Below are 21,327 nucleotides of genomic sequence, written 5' to 3'. Positions count from 1 at the left end.
ATAGGTGGCGATTCCACTGAAAATAGGTGTCGAAAGCCCAAGGATGAGTACTAATCGACCCTCGTCTAGGTGATGACACCCTGGGAACACCCGCACAAACAAGTGTGGGACCCGCCCGCTGCGGATCCCACACCTGGCCTACCTCAAGCAACCAACGAATTACTTCAACCCCGGCGGAACATTACCCACGGCAACGCCCATGATGTTCAGCCCCTCATCTACCAGCGCGCTCCCCTGCGGCAGCGTGACACTGGAGACCTCGAAAGCCGGCGGAATGTCGATCTTCGTGGCAAACACCCGGGCCGGTTCATCCACCCGCACCACCGTCGACGGGCCACCGATGTAGGCCTGCGTGTGCCGCTGGTGATAGGCCGAGGAAGCTACAACCACCGAAGTATCCGTAGCAACCCCGGTGCGCCAGTTCGGCAGCGACAGCACCACGTCGCGTTTCTGCCCGTTGGTGAAATGCACCGTCGCCACCCCGGAGGACACGTTGCCGGTGGAGAAGCCAGTCACCAGCAAAGTCCGGCCGCGCCCTGACAGTGCCACTTCCTGCCCGGCAGCCTTCACAGTGTCCGGAGTCCCCACAGCCGTCGGATGCCACACGGGCGAGACACCAAAGGCCGAATACGACGAGCCCGAGACAAGCCCGGCCGCAGCCAGCGCCTCCTCCGAGAACGTCCGACGATCCGAACTAACAGCTCCGTTCCGCGGATTGGCCGCGTTCGCCACCGACGTCTGATTCACCAACGCGCCCAACGGCAACGCAGAAGCAGCAACTCCCGGCCCTTGATACGCACCGATGTTCGGCGCTCCGACAAGAGCCCCAACAGAACCCCCGCCAGAGGTGACGTTACCGAAGAAGTCCCTGCCGCCGTCGTCGGCCACAACAGTGCCGGCACCCAACAGCGGCGAGCCTGACGACAACCGGTACCCGGGAACGTCCAACGAAGACTGCCCCGAACCACCCGCAACCAACCGCGGATTACCCAGCACCGACCCCGTCTCTCCAGCAGGCGGCAGGATCCCGCCAAAGTACGCGTTGTTCGCATACACAGCAGCAGCGGGCTTAAGAACGCCGCCCGGCGCCACAAACAGGTTGTTCCGTACCTCGCGCGGACCGGTCATGTCATCCAAAAACGCACGCGACGGGCAGTAAAACGTGTTGTTGTAGATGTAGTGCTTGCCGGTGCCGCTGCTGCTGCCGCCCAGACGGCAATCGTCCTGGGCGATGTTGTAGCGCAGCACCACGTTCGCCGCAGTAGCGCCGCCGCCGCAATTGGACACACAGTTGAGGTAGAAGCCGCCGGCGTTCCCGTACGAGTAGTTGTACTGGAAGAGGCACGTTCCCACGATCTTCATGTCGCAGTCCCAGGCGGTGGAATCGTACGTGGAGGTGGTGCTGTTGCCCACCACGTTGAACTGGAACACCGGGTTCTTGGAGTTGTACGGCCACATGCCCGCGAAGTTGCCGCCTTCATACGGGTGGGCGCCCTGCCCGAGGTTCAGGCCCCTGTTGTGTTCGATCAGCGGCGCGTCCGAGTTATGGATCACGATCGCATCGCCGCCCACATCATGGATCTCGTTCCGCGCAACGTAGACCTTGGTGTTGTAGCGCTCGGTGGTGTCCGGCGCGGAGATCTTGACACCACCGCCGGCGGTGTCGTTGACCTCGTTATCGGTGATGGTGATGCCGTCCACTGAGCCCTTGCCCCAGGTGCGCACCATGATGCCGGCCGACTGCGCAAAGCCAGCGCCGTTCGTGGCCTTATTGCGCCACCCTGCCACGTCTTCCACATGGTTTCCCGTGACCACAATTCCGGCTGTCTGCGCCGTTCCACTGTTCTCAAACAGGATCCCCACCCGGCGGACCGGAGTGTCCGAAGGGTTCACCACACGCAGGCCACTGACCGTCCAGTGGCTGGCATTCGTGATCTGGATGGCCGCCACTGCGCCGCCACCGTTGATGGTGGGCTTCTCGCCATCGCCGTAACTGGAGAGCGTGATGGGATGGTTTGCGACGCCGGTACCTACCGGGGTCAGCGCGCCGGCACAGTCGGTGCCCGCCCGGAAAAGGATCGACTCGCCGGCGTTGAACGCCCCGTGCCCGTTGACCTGTGCGATCGCGTTGAAGGGGCTTCCCTGGCTGCCGTCACCGGGCGCAGGGGCCGAGCAATCCACATAAAACTTCGCATCGCTGAGCTGCACGATGAACACGCCGATCTTGCCTGTCGTGGCCACATCAAAGGGGCCCGTCCCGGTGGCAACGATTTCCGTGGCCCCGCCCGCGGCTCCAGCAGGCACCACGACGGTGATGGTGGCAGCGCCGGTGGCGTCAGCGACGGCGTCGGCCATCTTTTCGCCGCGAAGGCTCAAGCTAACAGGACTGAGCGGCTTGAGGTCACGCACGACGACGGTGGCCGGCGTCCCCGGGACCAGCCCGTTGAGGTTGGTCCCGGCTGAGCCCTCGACCCGCAGCGGTGCTGCGATGAACGCGTCCGAGCAGTTGATCCGTGCATCTGCCCAGTCGGCGTGGTCGTTGCCATTCCCTTCCGGGCCGGTCTCCACTTTCAACTGCAGCGTGTTGCCGCCGCTGAGGTCCACGTTGACGGGCAGCGACCCATCGGTCCCCTTCCGCTCCCCCGCGAACCGCTCCACGCCATCCACCAACACCTTGAAGTCCACGCGCCCGCGGTCGCCCTGAGTGTCATCCACCCCCACCTGCGCAAGGAACTGCTTGCACTGACCCCCCAGGTTGTACGTAATGGACGACGCCGCGTGGGTGCCGATCCCCTTCGCGTAGACAGTGCCACCGATAGTCAGCGGCCGGCGGTTCGCGTCACCGGCGGCCTGGCCCCCGTTGCTCATGTCCAGTTCCGCCGGCCCCCAACCGTTGGTCATGCTTGCCCACGGAACGTCGCTGGCATAGACGACGCCGGTGGGTGGCATTGGTGGTTCTGCTGCGGTGGCGCTTGGGCTGGTTGCGATTCCGGTGACCAGCAATGCTGCCGTTAGTGCCGCCGAAGCGGTAGTTGCTGCCAGACGCCTGGCCATGGGTTGTGGGTGCAAGTGAGGCTCCTCATTGAGTGGGTTTCCTCAAGGAGTTTCTGTTCCTTGCGCGGTGGGGGCAACGAAATGCACAGGTATGAACAGCGAGAATCGCCGCCAGACCGCTGGCGGCTCGGGTGCTTGGCCGCCGCCTCTAACAAAATCCGCCCGATCAGACTATGCTCCGGTGCATCGCGTGATGGCTATGTTGCTAATGGGGGTAACAGTGATGTTCCGATCAAAATCGACCTCGAATTCATGCCGGCAAACGCCCGAAAAGCAGAGACGCCCGTTGCTCGTGGGAACCGCTCTCGCAGCGGCTGCTCTTCTCGTCGGGCCAACTGCGGTTCCGGCACACGCGAACCAGCCAAACGCGCGTGCTTTCAGTGTCCCTGCGAACAACTGGGACTACGTCAACATCAACACCGGCTATGACGACGACGTCCTCGCCCGCGACGCAGCCGGCGACCTCTGGGTCTACCCCGGCGATGGTCTGGGTGGCTGGAAGAAACCCCGCTCCAAAATGGGCGAAGGCTGGAATGTGATGACCGCCATCATCGGTGCGGGGAAATTCCAGAGTGAGTTCAACGATGACCTCCTTGCCCGCGATATCAACGGCGATCTGTGGCTCTACCCCGGTGGTTACGGGTACCTCAAACCACGAACCAAAGTAGGCGTCGGCTGGAACGCGATGACCGCCATCATGGGACCTGGCGACTTCGACGGCGACTACTGTGCCGACGTCATCGCCCGCGACGTGGAGGGCCGCCTTTGGTTGTACCCGGGCGACCACCAAGGAGGCTGGCACCCAAGGGTCCAAATCGGTGTCGGCTGGAACGTGATGACCGCGCTGATCGGTCGCGGCGACTTCAACGAAGACGGCAAGCGGGACGTCATGGCGCGCGACACCAGCGGGCGGCTCTGGCTCTACCCCGGTGACGGCAAGGGCGGGTGGCTGCCCCGCTCGCAGGTCGGCGAAGGCTGGAACGCCATGACGGCCATCATCGCCACCGGACGGTTCGACAGAAACTACCCCGGCTATTCGCAGATCATCGCCCGCGACACCAACGGAGACCTCTGGCTCTACCCCGGTGTCGGCAGCCGCTTCCTTGAACCACGGAAGAAGATCGGCGAAGGCTGGAATGTGATGACCGCGCTGGTCTGAAGCGAGCAAAGCGCGAGCCGGAAGCCTCGGTACGAAGGCGCGTTCCGCCGTCGTGCTCCTATAAAGCGAGTGCTATTTTGGACCGAACCAGTTGGTTTGAGGGGGACGGCACGGAAGCGTGGCAGTGGCTTTTGGCAATGTTGGCGGGACTGTCCGCCGTCTTCGTCATGGGATCTAACATTTGGGCAATCTTCGATGTCCTGCGGGAGGACCGCCTCGATCAAACAAGCCGAGTCATCTGGGTGCTGTTGTTGTTCGTGATGCCGCTGTTCGGGGTTGTGGTGTGGCTCTATGCCAAGCCGCGTCTAAATGGTTTGGGTAGTCGCCTGCGATTGCGGAAGACTCTTTAGGTGTTGGGTACAGCCACTGTGGCCTTGATTGCCGCACAAGCATTGTGGGCTATCAGGCAAGATGCGGCAGCAGCGGCTATCGCGGCCGCGACGGACGCCCTGGTCGAAGGGCTCGACGGTCCGGCCCTCCGCGAACTTGCCGGCGCTTCGCCGAACATCAACGTCTTCGAGCTCGGAGTACTATGGACGATGCTCTCAGAGAGCTGGGCGTGGCGACGGGCGACATGAGCAAGGACGATGCCCAGCTTGTGGCGGCTTACCATTACGCCAGCCAAACCATCGATGGAACCCTGCCCTTAAGGGAACTCGCATCGTGGGCGCACCGGATTGTCGGCCACGAAGGACACCCAATAGCGCAAGAGTTGGTTGAACTTGATGACGCATATGATGCGTATGACGGATGGGGTGGGCAACCCGACGACGCCATGCAGGTGGTCACTAATTTTATGGACGTAGCCGGGCCGGAGATTCAAAAGTGGATGCGCCCAGGAGCGGCGAGCCAATGAAGCCCTCACGCATGCTGTGGACGTGGCCCACGACATTCGGGCCGGACGAGATTGTCCGTTGCATGGTCGATTATGCCTTCAGCATCGAGACCCAAGGCGGCATTGTCCTCAGGGTCGAGAATGAATTCATTTACGAGACAGCTTCCGGCCTGACTCATCGTCTCGACCCCGCCGGGGTTCCTTCCCTGTTGGGTCCAGCGCTCTCGATCGCACGTTCCTCAGTCACGGCAGGGATCGCTGACGACCGTGGAACCCTTCACCTGGATTTCGCCGACGGTAGCGCCATTGCTGTCCCGGCCGATGAACAATACGAGGCGTGGACTCTCAATGGGCCTGACGGCTTGCTGTTGGTTTCCACTCCTGGCGGCAGCCTTGCAAGGTGGGGTCTCGACACAGAGTAATCCCAGCGGAGCCTGCACAACTATTTGCCACGCTGCAGGCACCCAGGGCGCGTTCCGGCGTCGTGCTTCAGCGTGCTGGGAGTTCAGCTGCAAGGATGACTTCATGGAGCCAAACGTCGAGCAGCTGTTAGGCGGACCACGTGGGCGGCGCCTGTGCCTTGAACTCGCGATGGAAATGGACCAGGACATTCGGATCGCCGTCTTCCACCTCGGATACAAACTCGATCCTGGGGCCGGGAGATCACGGAAGATGTTGACCATGTCTCCGTCCGGCGAGGCGCCACCTCCCCCTCCAGAGCCGACCGTGAATGAACTCGCAGCAATGATCACATCCTTGGATCTCAAGGGCATCACCAAAGAGCTGGTTCAGAAAGCTTTGGAGCGCGCCGTCGACACCGCCTGGTATTGGCAGGAACCGGACGGCGAGGACGTTCTTGCCGCCACCGAGGAAATCACCGAGAGTCTGGCACACGTCGCGAAAAGCTTTGTCGATTCACCCGCAACTCAGTGGTGGAACCAGAAGGCGCAACCCGTGCAGTGGAACATCGATTGGCGTTCATCGGAAGACCCTGCGCCCCTCCCAGGAAATCCCCGCCAGAAGCTGGCAGAGTGGGCGCGCAACCAACGGGCCGGGGAGGTCCATGCTGCGTGGGAACGCCCTGCAGACATTAGGGCCAACGTGGGCGGCGACTGGTGGTCAATGCCCCACAACCTCCTCCAGACGACAGCGCAGGTTCCGCAGGGATTGGAACTGGTGGAGGACTCGTTGGGCTGGGATAACGCCACCGCCATCCCAGTTGCCGGAACGGGACGGATCCTGGAGATCTACACAGCCGGAGACTGGACTGAGCTATGCCGGCAATTCCCGTTGGAGGTCACTGCCTCCCGCAGGCACGACTGGTTCCGGACCACGGGCCGCCATGGCCGCTGGGTCATCCCTGACTGGGAAAGGGCAAGCTCACGATGGGACGCCGTCCACCTCACTGTCGCGGGCTACCTTCGCTTGGCCGGCCGCGCGCTCACAGTGGACGAAGGAACGGCAAGTGTCATCGCCGGGTGGAACCCCGACTCCACGTTCTGGCTCAACGACGTTGTCCGCGAATCCGGGGAGCCCCGCCAGCACTGGCATCGGGAACACAACCAGGACGAGTGGGAATTGGCCTCCGGCGACTAACCGCAAAACCGGACGCGGCCGCCGTCGTACATCCTCGCGCGGGTGCGGCAGGTCAGCCGCCCGCAATTTCCCGCAGCGTTTGCAGGTGCGCTGCCCACACGTCCCGCCCTGCGGCCGTCAGGCTTGCGGACGTCCTGGGCATCTTACCGGCGAAGCTCTTCTTGATCTTCACGAACTCGGCCTTCTCCAAGATCGCGAGCTGCTTGCTCAGAACGGAGTCGCTGACCTGGATTGCATCGCGCAGGTCCTTGAAGTCCAGCGACTCTGCCTTAGCGAGCGCGGCCATGATGGAAAACCGCACTGGTGAATGGACCAGCTCATTGAGCTTGTGGCGCGGGTGTTCGGCCGGCGTGCTCATGCGCGCAGCTCGCGGAACGCGGCACCCATGCCGATGGCAGCCAAGGCAACAGCAGCCGGAATGAAGAACCAGAGGTTGCCGCTCGGGAAGAAGTACGCTCCGCAAACGAGCGCCACAACGTACAGGCCGAAGTAGGCGATCAGGGACGTTAGGAACCGTTTGGTGTACCCGGCTTTTGTTGACCTTTGGAACATGGGCCAGACGCACGCTGTGATGGCACCCCAAGCTCCCACCGAGCAGGCCAGAAGGGCCGCGCCGTACCCCGTGTGGAGGACGATGTGCATCCCGATCATCAGCAGGGAACCCATGATCGCGAGGCTGGTGAACATCACGGCCACAGGCCAGGCAGCCGCGTTGACTGACGTTGCGCCGAGTGAGTCTGCCTTGGCCAGGAGTTCGCGTGCTTCAGCTGCTGACAAGTTGCCTGTGGTCTCATTCATGGTTCCCCCAAAGTTGAATGATCAGTAAATGAACACTAGAAAGTACTTTCCATGCTGTCAAGTACTTTCCAAACATACGGCCACCTAGTTACCACCCACCCCACCAGTCCCGGTAAATTTGGACCCAAGAGTTTTTGACCCTCGGTGAGTTACACGCCCCAGCCTCACGAAAGCAGGATCACATGACCGTTTCTCCCCTTATCTGGGGTATTACCATCGTCGTCATTTTGGCGCTCTTGGCCTTCGACTACTTCTTCCACATCCGGAAGGCACACGTCCCGTCCCTGAAGGAAGCGGCCATCTGGTCGTCCATCTACGTTGGCCTGGCGGTGGTCTTCGGAATCTTGGTCCTGGTGTTCGGCGGGGCCCAAATGGGCTCGGAATACTTCGCCGGCTACATCACGGAGAAGGCCCTGTCGGTAGACAACCTGTTCGTGTTCCTGATCATCATGGCGAGCTTCCGCGTGCCGCGTGAAGATCAGCAGAAGGTCCTGCTCTTCGGCATCGTGTTCTCGCTGATTGCCCGTACTGGCTTCATTTTCCTTGGTGCGGCGCTGATCAACTCGTTCGCCTGGGTGTTCTACATCTTCGGACTCATCCTCTTGCTCACGGCAGGCAACCTGCTCAAGCCGGACGGCCATGGCGACGACCAAGCGAACAACTTCATCATCCGTCTGGCCAAGAGGCTCTTCCACACCACGGACAAGTACGACGGCGACAAGCTCTTCACCGTCGTCAACGGCAAGCGGGCCCTGACTCCCATGCTTCTGGTGATGGTGGCCATCGGCGGCACGGACATCCTGTTCGCGCTCGACTCCATCCCGGCAATTTTCGGCCTCACCCAGAACGTCTTCATCGTCTTCACCGCGACGGCGTTCTCCTTGATGGGCCTGCGCCAGCTCTACTTCCTGATCGACGGACTGCTGGACCGCCTCATCTACCTCTCCTACGGCCTGGCAGCCATTCTCGCCTTCATTGGCGTCAAGCTGATCCTCCACGCCCTGCACGAGAACAACCTTCCGTTCATCAATGGTGGCGAACACGTCAACGTCATCGAGATCACCACCGGCCTCTCCCTGAGTGTCATCATCGGCGTCCTGGTCGTCACCGTGGTGCTCTCACTGATCAGCCCAGCGGGCAAGGCGCAGACGGCCATCAACAACGCCCGCCGTCACGCGGTGGACTACCTCGACCTCGACTACACCGCCGACGCCAACGAGCGCGAGCGTATCTACCGCGCACTGACGGCGGAAGAGGCGCAGATCGTCCAGATGCCGCTGAAGTATCGGAACAAGGCCAAGGACGTGGAGAAGATCCGCGAGCAGGTGAAGGAAGCGCACCGCCAGCACGAGGCGTTCCTCAACCGCTAGTCCCCGTTCGAGGTCAGGCGCCCAGGAGCACGCTGATCTGATCCCGGATCTCGTCGCCAACCTGGGCGTCCGTGAGTCCCATGGTGGCCGACGACGACATGCTGACGAACATGATGGAGGAGACTATCCGTGCCAGCTTCGACGGATCGCGGGCAACCAGAGCCTCGTCCCTACCAAGGACCTCGGCGATGGCCTCTTCTGTGCGAATGGTGAGAGACAGCGCCTCTGCATGGTGCGGCTCGGCGGGATCTCCGAAGACGATTTCCTTCAGGTAGGTTCGGCCGTTCTCGATCTGGACTCGATTGCACTCAACGATGGGAGTGACGATGGCCATCACTGCGTCGAGAACAGCCTTTTCCGTGGAAGCAGCATCGACGCCCGAGGCGAGCGCCTCAGCGTATTTCATGTTGTGCACCAGCAGCAGCAGTTCCGCCTTGGTCTTGGCGTAGAGGAACAAGGTTCCCGTTCCGACGTCGGCCTTCTCCGCCACTTGCTGGGTGGTGACCTCGTCCACTCCGTATTGGGTGAAAAGCTCTCGTGCGGCGGCGGTGATGCGGTCAAGCTTCTCCTGCTTGTTCCGCTCGCGTCGGCCAAGGGTCTGGGGCGCAGGCTGCATTCAGCTACCGTATCAGCGGCCCAGGAACTCGAGGACTGCAGGGACGAACCTGTCATGGAACTGGAAGATGCCGCCGTGTCCGGAATCGGGGTAAATGACCAGTTCGCTGCCGGGAATCCGTCGGTGCATATCACTTGAAAGCACTGACGGCACCATGCGATCGTTATCCCCGTTGGCGATCAGCGCCGGCTGGGTGATGACGCCCAGATCGGCCGACGGCGACAGCCCCCACCGTCTGATGGCCTTAAGTTGCGTCTGGAACGCCTGGAGCTTGATGGGCGCCTCACGGTTGGTGGTGCGTTCTTTGAGCCGATTGATAAAGGCTCGCGCGGCCGGCTTACCGGCGGCGTTCCGGTTGAAGAACAGGAACTCCTTGGGATCCTGCCGGGTAAGGGTGGCGCGGAGCATGTCGTAGTAGGTGGTTCCGATGATCTTCTGGATGCCTTCCCCACCGGCAGGACCCGTACCGGCCAGCACCAGCTTGCGAACCAAGGATGGGTGCTTGAGGACCAGCGACTGGGCGATCATTCCACCGAGTGAGAAGCCGAACAGATCCACCTTCTGATAGCCGAGTGCATGAATGAAGGTGGAGGCGTCGTCGGCCATGCTTTCTATGCTGTCCGGAACGCTTCCAGTGGACGCGCCCACTCCCCGGTTGCTGAAGGTGATCACGTGGTGCTTCGCCGCGATGGGATCGATGATGCGCGGATCCCAGTTGTCCATGGTCCCGGCGAGGTGAATCAGGAAGACCACCGGAACCCCGCCCTTGGGCCCCATCTCCCGGTACGCATAGCTGATGCCGTCGGCCGTCACTGTCTTAGCGGGTACGTTCAGGTACCCGCTTGCCTGGATGTTCTGCTCACTCATGATGTTTGTCCTGTCGGTTTGTGGTTTGGCTACTGATGGCTGACGACGGTCTTGCCGCGGACGCCGCCCTTTTCCAAGGCAGCAAGGACATCGGCCGTCTGGTCGAACGGCACCACACGGCCAACGACCGGCTTGATGTCCCCGGCATCGATGAGCGCCGCAATTTCCCTCAACTGGTTCCCGTCGGCACGCATGAAGAGGAACTCGTAGATCACACCCAGACGGCGGGCCTTGCGGCGAATACCCGAGCTCAGCAGGGTGGTCACACCCACTAGCACAGGATTTCCACCCAGCTGTCGGGCGAATCCGGCATCCGGCGGCCCCGCGATGCCGATGGCCTTGCCGCCCTTCTTCAAGACCTTCAGGGACCTCTCCAGATTTTCGCCGCCGAGGCTGTCAAGAACGAGGTCGTAGTCGTGAAGGATCTCCACGAAGTCCTCGGTTCGGTAGTCAATCACCACGTCAGCGCCGAGCTCACGAACGAAGTCCTTGTTCCCTGCGCTGACCGTGGTGGCTACCGTGGCTCCCAAGTACTTGGCCAGCTGGATGGCGATGGAGCCCACTCCCCCAGCGCCGGCATGGATGAGTATTTTCTGGCCGGGGCCAACGTTTCCGCGTTCCACCAGCGCCTGCCATGCTGTCAAGGCCACGAGCGGGAGCGAGCCAGCCTCCTCCATGCTGATCGTGGCCGGCTTGATGGCCAGGTCTTCCTCGGGGACGGCAATGCGTTCAGCGAACGTGCCAATGCTGTCTTTGCGGGGGCGCGCAAAGACCTCATCGCCCGCCTTGAAGGCCCGCACCTCTGGGCCGACCTGCAGAACCACGCCTGCCACATCGTGCCCCAGGACCTGCGGCAGTTTGTACGGGAGGATCTGCTTGAACTCCCCCAACCTGATCTTCTCGTCCAGTTGGTTCAGGCCTGCTGCGTGGACCTCCACCAATACATCGTGATCCCCGAGCTCAGGCTCAGGTACGTCGATCTGCCGCAGCTGTTCCTTGTACTGGGTGAGGACGAAGGCTTTCATGTCGATTCTCCCTTGCTAGATTTCTGACTTAACTCAATTATGAGTGCACTCAGTTATTTGGTCAAGGTAGTCTCAAGCCATGTTTTCAAATGGCCGTTGGATTCGCCTCAGCCATGGGAATCAATATGCAGCTCAATAACCGGTTGGCCCTCGGCCCGAGTCAAGATTGGGATCAGTTCCTGCGGGGTCGGGTACCGGCCAATCATGCTCGTGCGGCCCTTTCGATCACCGGAGCCGTGGGACTACTGATCCCGCTGGAGCCTTAAACCGCAGGCTTACGCCACATCACCGCGAGCACCAGCACCACGGCACTGAGCCCGAGCATCACCAGGACCATAAGCCCCCAGTTCGCCTGGTTCACACCAGGGCCGTAGAGCACACCGATCAGCACGGTGGCCGTGATTGCGCCGAGGTAGCGGCAGGTCTGGAAGATTCCGGCCGCCACCCCCCTCTCCTCGGGTCGGGCAGAAACGTACAGACCCTGGTTCGACGCAGTACTAACTACCCCATAGGGCACACCCATCAACGCGGTCAGCACGAACACCAACGGTGCCCACAAGGTCCACGTCAGGAAGCCAAGCGTCCCCGCAGCAATGGTCAGAATCAGCACCCCGGCGATCAGCACGGACCGCACGCCGAACCGCTCAATGAACCGCACGGTCAGCGGCGTCACCACCACAGACAACGCCGCAAGGGGCAGCATCAGCAGGCCCACCACACCGGCGTCGTAATGGCCTGCTTCCTGCAGCAACTGCGGAAGGCCGAAGAACGCGAAATAGTAGACGCCGCTGAACACGACGAACAGCAGATAGACCAGCAGCAGTGGCCGGTTCCGTCCGAGTAGACGGAGGTCCAGGAAGGGTGGCTGGAAGCGCAGCTCGCGCCAGGCGAAGAGCGCGCCGATCACGGTGGCCGCGCCCAGGAGGTGCCAACGGTAGCCGGGCATCACGTTGAGCAGCGCCATCATGGCGAGCATGAGCGAGGTGACGAACGCGAGGATGCCGGGAATGTCGGAATCGCGGATCAGCGTCCCAAGCGAACCTGTCTCCCGGCCTGTATCCACCGGCGCCGCCTTATAGACCACGATCATGGCGAGCAACGCGATGGGAACGTTGATGGCGAACAGGGCCTGCCAGCCAACAAGGCTCACCAACAGGCCGCCCACTACCGGGCCAACGGCGGCCGCGGACGTATTCGCCATCTGGATCCGGCCAAGCGGTCGCGTGGACGGCAGGTTAGCCAGCCGGCTCAGTTCTGTGACCATGACGACCGCGGACGGGTACGCCGTCGCGGTCCCCACAGCCATGAGTGCGCGGGCCACGCAGACCAGCGCGAAGTTGGGCAGGAACGGCGCGATCGCGCACGTGACCGCAACGAGCGCCATCCCGAACATGAACAAGCGACGCGGGCCGAAGCGATCAGCCAGCCGGCCCATGAGGGGCTGCCCCGCAGCGGACGCCAAGTAGAACGAGGTGATCACCCAGGTAACGGTGGCGACGTCGAGTTCGAAGTGCTCCCGCAGAACCACCAGCGCGACGGCGATCATGGACGAGTTCAGCGGGTTCAGCGCCGTCCCGAGGCTCAGCGCGGCGATTGCGAGGCCGGGACGGGGTTTGTTGGCGGTCACCCAACCCAGTCTGGTCCATTGTTGCCTCGGGTCACGAAACGGGCCCGCAGTGCGGACTTTCAGGGGCGAGACATTTTGCTGGATCATCCGGGTTGGCTCAGGAACAAACCCCGGAATTCCGCGGGCACGGAGGAGTGCGGCCAGCGATGATCCAGCAGAATTTGCATCCCATCCCAAACGGGCTCATGCCGGACCGGGTTCTCGACGAAGAAGCCGCAGGGGTTGTTGAACGGCACCCCGGCAGGCCCCGCGACACTGCACTGGAGTCCGCGGTCCTATCTTCCACGGTGGAACTGTTGCTGGAACGGGACACCCGGGAAGTCACGGTGTCCGCGATTACCGAGGATTCAGGCGTGAGCCGGGCCGCCTTGTACCGGCGGTGGCGCAGCCGCGAGGAACTTCTAGCGGCTGCCCTGGACAGTGTTCGCACAGGCATCATGCTGAAGCGCGCGGGCACCACCCTGGAGACCATCCTCAATTCCTACGAGGAGGCCGCAATCGACGTTGACGGCCGGGTGGGCGTGCTGGTGAAGAAGCGCGTTGCCATGGGCCTGGAGAACGACCAACTCCGCGCACTGTCATGGGATCGGCATGTGTCGCGACGCCGTGAACCGATCGCTGCGGAAATCCGTCGCGGCATCTCCGCTGGCGAACTTTCTCCCGACGTTGATGTCGAGGCAATGATCGACCTGATCAATGGGCTCTATTACTACCAGTTCGTGGTGCGGCCGCCAGGTCCAGATACAGCCTCGGTGGCCGAAACCCGACAGCGCGTGCGCCACGCCGTGAAACTGGTGTGGGAGGGTGCGTTGCGGCGTTGACTTCGTGCTGGATCATTCCGGGTGATACCGAGGCGCCCACCCGTTTTTGCCGTTGCCGGGCATTGCTGACGCGAATGATCCAGCAGAAAGTCGCCTAGCGCACCGCCCAATATGTCCGGGCCTTGCTGTTGAACGACAAACTCCTCTCAACGAAGATTTTGCCTCCGTCAACTGCGCCAACGGGTACATCCATGCACACCTGATAGGTGGCGCTTCCCCCTTGTTCCAACGTGGGAACCCTCATAGCCCCGTTCGTCAATGATGCGCCGCACGACCCCGCGTCGTATTGTCGGGCGTCAGTACCTACGAAGGTCGTGGAAAGGTCGATCCACGGTGTCCCTTCATCATCTCCGGCGTAGGTTACTGCCACATCAACCAAGACATACTGGCCCTTAGGCGGATCGTTGAACATATTATTCGAGACAACTTCATCGGTTGCGTTGAGCTTTACACCGAGAATTGCAACCTGATACTCCCGTCCGACAACTGCCGCCTTTCCAACCGGGTGGGGATTTGTGGCGGAACCCGCCCCTGGTGTGGGATTGGCGCTGGGCGTTGACGACGGTGCAGTGGTAGCCGACGGAGCAGGGCTGCTCAAGTCTGCAGCGACACTCGCGCTCTTGGGAGAACTCGCGGAGTAGGCAGACAACGTGACAACTGCGCCAATGATCGACAAACCGCCGATGGCGACGGCTGCTACTGCAAGAGCCTGCGATGCTGAGCCGGATCGTTTGATGGATACCAGCGCGATGACTCCCAAGACGACTGCCGCCAAACCGAGCAGCAGCCCCAAAATATTGAGTACGGGAATCCAAAACAAGACCAGAGCGACCGCGGCGAGGACCATCGCAGTGGTGGTTAACGTCTTCCCGGGAGGTTCGGGAGACAGCGACGGAGCCGACACGTCAATCCAGAATTCATGACCCGGAGGAGCGGGACCCCAGGCAGGATCCGGATGCCATCCTTCATGGGGTTGCCATCCTGGCGGCGGCGTCGGCCAGTTTTTCGGTGAGTTATAAACCCTCAATGTTCCCCTTAGGACCAGTCGCAAGAGCCCCATTCTGGGCCCTTCAAGGGAGCATATCCGGAAGTTGACATTGTTTCGGCAACGCAGTCTTTCGGGTCGATTCACCTAGCTGATTTGAGTCGCCTCTATCGCTACCGAGGACGTGAAATTGCAGATTGGACACAATCCAGTGCGCCACAGGATAAATGCCAGAGAGCTCCTCTACCTTTGCTTACACTGAGATCGCCGTTGTTGGGGAACGAGCATTCATTTGACTCCTACCAAATCCTGACAATGGCGCATCACTTCGCATCGCTTCAAACAAAGGTATGGACATGAGTGAACCGTATTCCCCGCCGGTGGCGCCAGGCCCCGTAGACCCCAGCTACAACCAGCCCTTGAAAAGCAATGGATTCGGCACCACGGCGCTGGTTCTCGGCATCGTTGCCGTTGTCTTTGCCATCATCCCGATCTTGGGCTTCGTTGCATTTATCCTAGGCCCGCTCGCCGTGATCTTCGGCATCATCGGCCTGACCCGCAAGTTCAGCAAAAAGGGCACCTCCATTACGGGCCTGATTCTGGGTGCGGTCTCGGTGATCATCGCCATTATCGTCACGTCGATTATTGCCGCAGCGGCCAATAGTGTCAGCGAGTCTTTGAACAAAGAACACAAAGTCGAATACGTCGTCACGACAACGGGTCCGGCAAAGGTCACCTTCTGGAACGGCGATGGCTCCTCGAACGAAGACATTACGGCTGACTGGAAGAAGGAACTTTCAGTGGCAGGTTTCGGCGTAACCTCATTGACAGTGACCGGCGATTTCACGTCTGAAGCTTCGGTCACCTGCGAAATTCTTGTCGATGGCGCCAGTGTCTCGAAGAACACAGGTTCCGGCACCGGCGCAATGGCCAGCTGCTCTGGTACTACCGGAACCAAGTAGGTCACCAAATACAAAGTACGCCGGGGTGCCAAACACCCCGGCGTTCTTCGTTTAATAACCGGCCGTAACGGCCCTCCGTGGGAGTCGCCCCTACTCTTCGAAGTGCGTCGTAATCTTCCCCGAGGAAACCGCCGAGATGATCGACTCCGCCAAATGCCGCAACTTGATGTTGCGGTTGCTGGATGCCGTGCGCAGGATGGTGAAGGCTTCGTCCTGGCTGCAGTGGTTCTGGGCCATGATCGCACCGACAGCGAGGTCAATGACGGTGCGTGACTGCATGGCGGCCGCGAGGTCGTTCCTGGCGTCGCTGAGCTGCGCGATCTTCAATGCGAGGCGAAGCGACTTGGCAGCGTGGGAGGCGAAGACCTCGGCCCGCTCCACATCGTCGTCGCTGAACGCGTTGGTCTGCTCGGAATACAGGTTCAGCGCTGCACGGGTGTCACCTTCCACGAGCAGCGGAACACTGAGGATGGATCGCAGTCCCTGATCTGCTGCCGCCGCCACGTAATCCGGCCAGCGGTATTCTCCACGAAGGTCCGGGACCAGGACGGATGTGAGCTTGTCCATGGCGGTGAGACAGGGCCCCTCGTAGGTACTCTGCAGCTCATCCATCACGCGGGCGCGTTCATCGCTGCTGGCAGCCGTGGCCGACCTCTTCCTACGCAGCACGGTAATGCCACAAAACATGGGGGCGTCCGGGTGGGAGAGACTCTCTGCGGAGAAGGCAGCAAGGTCGCTGAGAAAGGCCTCGACATCTTCGCTGCCGAGAACGAGATCCAGGAAGTATCCATTTTGGAGAGCTTCCTGCTCGGGGCGGGGGTTGACCATGGCACGTTCCTACTGACTGAAAAGCGTCCCCAGCAGACAGCAAAGGAGCGAAGATTGCCGCCCTCTGCAAAACGGTCTGGAAATACCTTAGCGCCCAACGATCGACGGTACAAAGTTGGCCGCGGGACGCGTTGACCTGCGGGAACAAGACCTGCAAACCACCGCGTTGTCAAACCCCGATGGGGTGTCACATGGGGCAATAACTAAGTAGGCTTACTATGTTACCCGGGCCCGATGTGCGGGCCATTCGTGCAAAGGAGCCATCTGATGGGCGTAGAAGACAGCATCCGCAAGGCCACCGAGAATGCCATGGAAGATCTTGCCGGCACCTCGGACCCCGTGAACGACGGGCGCGTCCCCGAGCCGGGCGAAAAGGACGACGACATCCAAGTCCACTCGTCCATCAGCGAAGGGTCCAACGCCATGAACGAGGACCCGTCCCAGGAGCGCACTCCGCCCGCTGGCCGTCACCGCGCGCCCGGAGAACCCGACGGCGGAACACAGACCCGCGCGCAAGATGGCGACGGCGGAACTCGCCCCAGGAGCGACGACACCCCCGAAGCCGAGGGCGACGTCGCGGGTCCAGCTGGGCTTCCGAGTGGCGACCCGGACGACTTGCGCGCGGATCCCTCTGAAGGCGGCGGCGACCCGTCAACGAGCATGGGCCGCAGCTAAGCGGCGCACCAAAACAGACTAAGCAGCAGGCGCCGCCGTCGAGCCCCTCACCACCAGCTCAGTTCCCAACTCGATCCGCTGCGGCAACTCCTCATCACCCTCAAGGTGCCGGAGCAGTGCGCGCATGGCGGTTTCGGCCATCTGCACCACCGGTTGACGGATGGTGGTGAGGCCGGGCTCGATCCACTCCGCGGCCGGGATATCGTCGAAGCCGATGATCGAGAGATCCTCGGGGATCCGCAGCCCCGCGGAGCGAGCGGCCCGGTAGGCGCCCAACGCTTGAGCGTCGTTGCCGGTGAAGATCGCAGAGGGCCGCTCGGACAGTGCCAAGAGAGCCTCGGTCCCCCGCGCTCCCGACTCGGTGGAGAAGTCGCCGGGCACCATCAGCGAAGGATCAACCTCAACCCCGCCACGGCGCAGCGCAGCAAGATACCCGTCTTCGCGGGCACTGCTGCACTGCAAATCCTCGCGGCCGCCGATCATGCCGATTCGCGTGTGGCCGAGCTTCAAGAGGTGCTCCGTGGCCGAGAAAGCTCCGTCCCAGTTGGCCGCACCAACGGTCATGAGGTCGGGCCCAGGCTGCCCCACGGGATCGATCAGGATCACCGGTATGCCGAGCGACTTGATGCGTTGGATCTGTTTCGAGTCCAGTTCGTACACGGCCAGCAGCACGCCGTCGGACTTTCGCTCTGCCAGGTTCGCCAGCCAGGGGCGGATCCGCGAGCCGTCCAGGGAGAGGCTGCTGACCACTGTGCCATACCCGGCTTCCTGGGCAACGCGCTCCACGCCTTCGATGATCTCGCATGCCCATTCCGAGCCCATACCCGGGAACACGAGGTCGATAAGTCCGGCCTTCTGGCGCCGCTTGGCGGGCCGGCGGGCGTAATCGCGCTTGGCGATGATTTCTTCAACCCTCGCGCGGGTGGCGGCGGCGACGTGGGCGTGGCCGTTGAGGACTTTGGACACCGTGGGCACCGAGACGCCGGCCTCCCGGGCTATCTCGCTGATCGTAGCCCGTCCCGAGTCCTGCTTGGTCACCATGGGTCCCCACCTTTCAAGCCGGGAATCAGGTCCCGGCGACGACAGTTTCGGAAAGTTCCCACGCCTGGATCCGGCCGCACATGCCGTAGATCCTGCGGGTTTTCCGTTCGCCCATCGTAGTCCTAGCGTCCTGCAAGTAGAAACTTTCCATGGACTCGAGAGACTCCAACTGCCGCCCTGTCAGGTCCGCCTGCCGCTCGGCGCCCCCAGCCAAGTAATCGCGCCAGGTTCCGGTCCTGCCGCTCACCAGCTTCGCGGCCGCGGCATGAAATTCCGCGAGCGCCCCGACACCTGACTCCTGCACAGCGGCTTTCAGCGCCAGATAACCCTCCAAAGCCAGGTCCCGACGACGGCGCGCAGCTGCTTCCGCCGCCGCGTCACCGCCGTCGGCATCCCGGGACGGAAGAAACGCAGCACGCGCATAAGCGTCGACGTCCGCCAGGTGCTCGGGCGGGAAGGTCATTACCGCGTCGCCGTTCTCGGGAAGCCCGGCATTCTGCATGACGATCAGCACCTTCAAATCGCCGGAGTCGTTGATGGCGCGGTGGACGGTACCGGGCGTGAACCAGACCACCGTTCCGGGCGCCAACGGCGTGGAGGTGAACCCTCGCGAGTCCAGGGTTTCCAAGCGACCAGCCCCCTGCTGCACCACATAGGCCTCCGTAGACGCGGTATGCACGTGCGGTGAGCCGCCGGCTGCGCCATCCGCCCCCGGCCAGTCGTAGATACTGACCTCGGATACGGCCGTGGCTCCCGGGAATGAGGTGCACATGTCAGGCCCAGCCCTCCAGTGCAGCCTTGACGGCGTCCGCGAGCGCTGCGGCGCGCTCTTCCGGGACAGTACCGTCAGCAATCACGACGGCGTACCGGTACGTGAGCGGTTCGTTCTCCTTGAGCGGGACTACTTCGCTGAAGAATGGAGCCGACCCGAGGCAAGCGAACATGGAGGAGCGGGCGAACCACTGGTTGGAGGCACCAGGGTTGGCTTGGTCCTCGACGAACAGGATGCTGGACTTCCGGCACGTGACATCGTGCTGACCGGTGAAGGCGATCCACTCTGAACGTGTGCCCATGAATTCGTCGGCGCCTGTCCCGGCCGCGGAGCGGAACTCACCGCCCGTAAACGAACGCGGCCCACGCCAGAACAGTCCGCCGTAGCCTGCGTTGTCCCGACCCTCGGTGGTGGGGCTCCCGATGCCGATCTCGGCCCCGGACACGTTGCTCATCTCTGTTTCGAAGAGGAGTGCCCACGCGTTGACCGCGGGAAGGAGCTGGATGCCGAACCTGCGCTTCTCGGCGATGAGGGGCCGGCCGTCCTGCCCGGCTTCGGAGGGTTGCCCGGTCCAGAGCAGTGTTTCTGCAGCGGTGATGCCTTTGCCGGTGTCATCGATGCTGGTGAAGGCCTGGTGGTTCATGGCCCCGTTGTTGTCCAGGTTCGCGTAGCCGGTCTGGCGGGTATACGTTGCTCCGCCCCAGAAGTTGTGTTCGCCCACGTTGGGCAGTGCCCAGGAAAGTCCCTTGTGCCAGACATGGTCCCACGGCCTGGAAATGGTGACATCGTCCCCTTCCAAGGTGGTGAGCGGGTGGAAGAACGGGCGAGGACTTTCGTACTGGTCATCGGTGGGGAGGTACGTATAGGTGGCGATGTCCCGGGTTCCGACGGTGAACGTCAGGGAGCGTCCGTCGTCGGCATAGGTAATGGTGTCGGTCAGAGTGGGCTGCGCTGTGGTGGTCATTGGGGTTCTCCTGTTGGGTGTGGAATCAGGCACGGGCTGAGGAGGCCAGGACGCGGGTGCCGCGGCCCTCACCGTCCATTCCCTCGTAGAAGGCGTGGCCGGGGACGATTTCTCCGCGACGCACGGGCTGGCCGGTGAAGGCGGAGGCGTAAATCGCGGCAGCGAGCTCCAGTGTTTGCCGCGCTGAGTCCGCGCCGGCTGGGAGCGGCAATCCGGCGTCGAGCGCGTCATATATTGCCAGGAACTGGGCGGAGTGGCCGCTTCCCCGCTCCAACGGCTGTCCAGCCCATGCGGATGCCACAGTGTCCTCGTGTCCGGGTGCCGCGGTGATGGTCCAGTCCTTGGTGCCGTAGCCGTAGAGGTGGCTGAGTTCAATGGTGGCGAATTCGCAGTCCACCCGGATGTCCGAGGTTTCGCGCGGCGAGAGCAAGGAGTTGATGACCGTAGCTGCGGCACCGTTTTCGAAGCGGACCAACGCAGCGGAGAAGTCCTCGGTGGACGTGGCCCTGGCCTGCCGTGACGCGATGGCGTTCACCTCTTCCCACGGTCCCAGCAGGTGGAGGAGGAGATCGAACTGGTGAATGCCGTGGCCCATGGTGGGTCCGCCGCCTTCCGCTTTCCAGGTTCCGCGCCACGGGAGGTCGAAGTATTCGTCGGGCCGGTACCAAAGGGTGTCGCAGCGGGCCACCAACGGGCGGCCGAAGTCCGTGCCACCAATCAGGGTTTGGGCCGCAGCTGAGGCATCGCCAAACCGGTGCTGGAAGACGCAGGAGAACTGCGCGCCGCCCTTTGCTTGAGCATTGTTGAGGCGGTCGAAATCGGCCAAGCTGAGAGCCGGCGGCTTCTCGGACAGCACGTGCGCGCCGGCTTCAAGGCACTCGATCGCTTGGTCGATGTGCATCATCGGCGGGGTGCATAGGTGCACGATGTCTGGCTTGGCCTCAGCCAGCAGCTCGGTGAGGCTCTGATACCGCCCGGCTATTCCGTGTTCGTCGGCGAAGGCCTGCAGGCGTGCGTCGTCAACGTCGCACGCGGCCACCAACTCCGCACGGTTGTCGGTGCGGGCCAGGTTGGATGCGTGGACGGCTGCGATGCCGCCCGTTCCCACGATGGCCACTTTGTACGTCTGCATGCGCGTCTCTCCGTTAGGTCTCTTGAGTAGAAAGTTCCGAAAGTTTCGGATTTATCTCGGTGCCGTTCTTCCGATTCTGCGTGGCACTCCGTCAACGCTAGGGAGATTCTGCTCGTAAATCAACACTTTTCAAGGCTAGAAAGTAAATGTGAGTTTCTGATAGTTTCTAAAAAACATCAACAGAATCCAAGGAGAAGCCT

Annotated in this window: 23 protein-coding genes; 10 read left to right on the top strand and 13 right to left on the bottom strand. The window is 62.2% G+C overall.

The features are described from left to right. Positions 1-159: 159 nt before the first annotated feature. A complete protein-coding gene (locus ACR30Z_RS05660; protein WP_434371504.1) occupies positions 160-3,054 on the bottom strand; it encodes an NPCBM/NEW2 domain-containing protein in 2,895 nt (964 codons plus the stop codon). Positions 3,055-3,346: 292 nt separating this feature from the next. On the opposite strand from ACR30Z_RS05660, the gene ACR30Z_RS05655 reads away from it, so the two are divergent. From ACR30Z_RS05655 to ACR30Z_RS05630, 6 genes are all read left to right on the top strand, one after another. After that, positions 3,347-4,213, top strand: coding sequence for a hypothetical protein (locus tag ACR30Z_RS05655; protein ID WP_434371503.1), 867 nt, complete (start codon positions 3,347-3,349; stop codon positions 4,211-4,213). Between the two features lie 167 nt (positions 4,214-4,380). Next, positions 4,381-4,563: a PLD nuclease N-terminal domain-containing protein gene (locus ACR30Z_RS05650; protein WP_434371502.1), complete on the top strand. Its 183-nt coding sequence runs from the start codon at positions 4,381-4,383 to the stop codon at positions 4,561-4,563. Further along, positions 4,564-4,791 (top strand): hypothetical protein, encoded by a 228-nt coding sequence (locus ACR30Z_RS05645; RefSeq protein WP_434371501.1) that lies wholly within the window; start codon positions 4,564-4,566, stop codon positions 4,789-4,791. Continuing rightward, complete coding sequence (locus ACR30Z_RS05640; protein WP_434371500.1) at positions 4,788-5,069, top strand: hypothetical protein; 282 nt, start codon at positions 4,788-4,790, stop codon at positions 5,067-5,069. Before ACR30Z_RS05645 ends, ACR30Z_RS05640 begins: the two co-directional genes overlap by 4 nt. Next, positions 5,066-5,470 carry a DUF6188 family protein gene (locus ACR30Z_RS05635; protein WP_434371499.1) on the top strand — a complete coding sequence of 135 codons (405 nt, stop codon included), beginning with the start codon at positions 5,066-5,068 and terminating at the stop codon, positions 5,468-5,470. The genes ACR30Z_RS05640 and ACR30Z_RS05635 overlap by 4 nt, the downstream gene beginning before the upstream one ends. A 103-nt stretch (positions 5,471-5,573) precedes the next feature. Next, positions 5,574-6,644 carry a hypothetical protein gene (locus tag ACR30Z_RS05630; RefSeq protein ID WP_434371498.1) on the top strand — a complete coding sequence of 357 codons (1,071 nt, stop codon included), beginning with the start codon at positions 5,574-5,576 and terminating at the stop codon, positions 6,642-6,644. Between the two features lie 52 nt (positions 6,645-6,696). On the opposite strand, the gene ACR30Z_RS05625 is transcribed toward ACR30Z_RS05630, so the two are convergent. Together ACR30Z_RS05625 and ACR30Z_RS05620 are read right to left on the bottom strand one after the other, a co-directional pair. Further along, on the bottom strand, positions 6,697-7,002 hold the full coding sequence (locus ACR30Z_RS05625; RefSeq protein WP_144647837.1) for a winged helix-turn-helix domain-containing protein: 306 nt from the start codon (positions 7,000-7,002) through the stop codon (positions 6,697-6,699). Continuing rightward, the gene (locus ACR30Z_RS05620; RefSeq protein WP_144647839.1) at positions 6,999-7,442 is read right to left on the bottom strand and encodes a hypothetical protein; all 444 of its coding nucleotides are present in this window, start codon (positions 7,440-7,442) and stop codon (positions 6,999-7,001) included. The genes ACR30Z_RS05625 and ACR30Z_RS05620 overlap by 4 nt, the downstream gene beginning before the upstream one ends. A 182-nt stretch (positions 7,443-7,624) precedes the next feature. On the opposite strand from ACR30Z_RS05620, the gene ACR30Z_RS05615 reads away from it, so the two are divergent. Continuing rightward, positions 7,625-8,812 (top strand): TerC family protein, encoded by a 1,188-nt coding sequence (locus ACR30Z_RS05615; protein ID WP_144647841.1) that lies wholly within the window; start codon positions 7,625-7,627, stop codon positions 8,810-8,812. 13 nt (positions 8,813-8,825) lie between these two features. Here the strand turns inward: ACR30Z_RS05615 and ACR30Z_RS05610 are convergent, their stop codons facing one another. The 4 genes from ACR30Z_RS05610 to ACR30Z_RS05595 all read right to left on the bottom strand — a co-directional run bounded on the left by ACR30Z_RS05610 (position 8,826) and on the right by ACR30Z_RS05595 (position 12,947). Continuing rightward, the gene (locus ACR30Z_RS05610) at positions 8,826-9,428 is read right to left on the bottom strand and encodes a TetR/AcrR family transcriptional regulator (RefSeq protein WP_434371497.1); all 603 of its coding nucleotides are present in this window, start codon (positions 9,426-9,428) and stop codon (positions 8,826-8,828) included. Positions 9,429-9,440: 12 nt separating this feature from the next. Beyond that, a complete protein-coding gene (locus tag ACR30Z_RS05605) occupies positions 9,441-10,295 on the bottom strand; it encodes an alpha/beta fold hydrolase (protein WP_144647845.1) in 855 nt (284 codons plus the stop codon). Positions 10,296-10,324: 29 nt separating this feature from the next. Continuing rightward, on the bottom strand, positions 10,325-11,320 hold the full coding sequence (locus ACR30Z_RS05600) for an NADP-dependent oxidoreductase (RefSeq protein ID WP_434371496.1): 996 nt from the start codon (positions 11,318-11,320) through the stop codon (positions 10,325-10,327). Positions 11,321-11,582: 262 nt separating this feature from the next. Further along, positions 11,583-12,947, bottom strand: coding sequence for an MFS transporter (locus tag ACR30Z_RS05595; RefSeq protein WP_434371495.1), 1,365 nt, complete (start codon positions 12,945-12,947; stop codon positions 11,583-11,585). 146 nt (positions 12,948-13,093) lie between these two features. Here ACR30Z_RS05595 and ACR30Z_RS05590 point away from each other — a divergent pair, with 146 nt between their 5' ends. Continuing rightward, positions 13,094-13,768 (top strand): TetR/AcrR family transcriptional regulator, encoded by a 675-nt coding sequence (locus tag ACR30Z_RS05590; protein ID WP_434371494.1) that lies wholly within the window; start codon positions 13,094-13,096, stop codon positions 13,766-13,768. A gap of 94 nt (positions 13,769-13,862) precedes the next feature. Here the strand turns inward: ACR30Z_RS05590 and ACR30Z_RS05585 are convergent, their stop codons facing one another. Next, on the bottom strand, positions 13,863-14,615 hold the full coding sequence (locus ACR30Z_RS05585) for a hypothetical protein (RefSeq protein ID WP_434371493.1): 753 nt from the start codon (positions 14,613-14,615) through the stop codon (positions 13,863-13,865). Between the two features lie 494 nt (positions 14,616-15,109). Here ACR30Z_RS05585 and ACR30Z_RS05580 point away from each other — a divergent pair, with 494 nt between their 5' ends. After that, positions 15,110-15,715, top strand: coding sequence for a hypothetical protein (locus ACR30Z_RS05580; RefSeq protein ID WP_434371492.1), 606 nt, complete (start codon positions 15,110-15,112; stop codon positions 15,713-15,715). Between the two features lie 90 nt (positions 15,716-15,805). Here ACR30Z_RS05580 and ACR30Z_RS05575 read toward each other — a convergent pair whose 3' ends face one another. Beyond that, the gene (locus ACR30Z_RS05575; RefSeq protein ID WP_144647853.1) at positions 15,806-16,543 is read right to left on the bottom strand and encodes a GAF and ANTAR domain-containing protein; all 738 of its coding nucleotides are present in this window, start codon (positions 16,541-16,543) and stop codon (positions 15,806-15,808) included. A 267-nt stretch (positions 16,544-16,810) separates the two neighbouring features. Between ACR30Z_RS05575 and ACR30Z_RS05570 the strand changes: the two genes are divergently transcribed. Continuing rightward, positions 16,811-17,218: a hypothetical protein gene (locus ACR30Z_RS05570; RefSeq protein WP_434371491.1), complete on the top strand. Its 408-nt coding sequence runs from the start codon at positions 16,811-16,813 to the stop codon at positions 17,216-17,218. Between the two features lie 18 nt (positions 17,219-17,236). Here the strand turns inward: ACR30Z_RS05570 and ACR30Z_RS05565 are convergent, their stop codons facing one another. From ACR30Z_RS05565 to ACR30Z_RS05550, 4 genes are read right to left on the bottom strand one after another with little or no spacing between them, the layout of a single operon-like run. Then, the gene (locus ACR30Z_RS05565; RefSeq protein ID WP_434371490.1) at positions 17,237-18,259 is read right to left on the bottom strand and encodes a LacI family DNA-binding transcriptional regulator; all 1,023 of its coding nucleotides are present in this window, start codon (positions 18,257-18,259) and stop codon (positions 17,237-17,239) included. A 25-nt stretch (positions 18,260-18,284) separates the two neighbouring features. Continuing rightward, complete coding sequence (locus ACR30Z_RS05560) at positions 18,285-19,031, bottom strand: cupin domain-containing protein (RefSeq protein WP_434371489.1); 747 nt, start codon at positions 19,029-19,031, stop codon at positions 18,285-18,287. Between the two features lies 1 nt (position 19,032). Beyond that, on the bottom strand, positions 19,033-19,995 hold the full coding sequence (locus tag ACR30Z_RS05555; RefSeq protein WP_434371488.1) for a PmoA family protein: 963 nt from the start codon (positions 19,993-19,995) through the stop codon (positions 19,033-19,035). Positions 19,996-20,020: 25 nt separating this feature from the next. Further along, the gene (locus tag ACR30Z_RS05550) at positions 20,021-21,127 is read right to left on the bottom strand and encodes a Gfo/Idh/MocA family protein (protein ID WP_434371487.1); all 1,107 of its coding nucleotides are present in this window, start codon (positions 21,125-21,127) and stop codon (positions 20,021-20,023) included. Positions 21,128-21,327 lie beyond the last annotated feature (200 nt).

This window comes from Paenarthrobacter sp. FR1, from assembly GCF_051106045.1.
Taxonomy (GTDB): Bacteria; Actinomycetota; Actinomycetes; order Actinomycetales; family Micrococcaceae; genus Arthrobacter; species Arthrobacter nitroguajacolicus_A.
The sequence above is the reverse complement of the archived record's forward strand: the minus strand, read 5'-3'. Positions and strand labels throughout refer to the sequence as shown.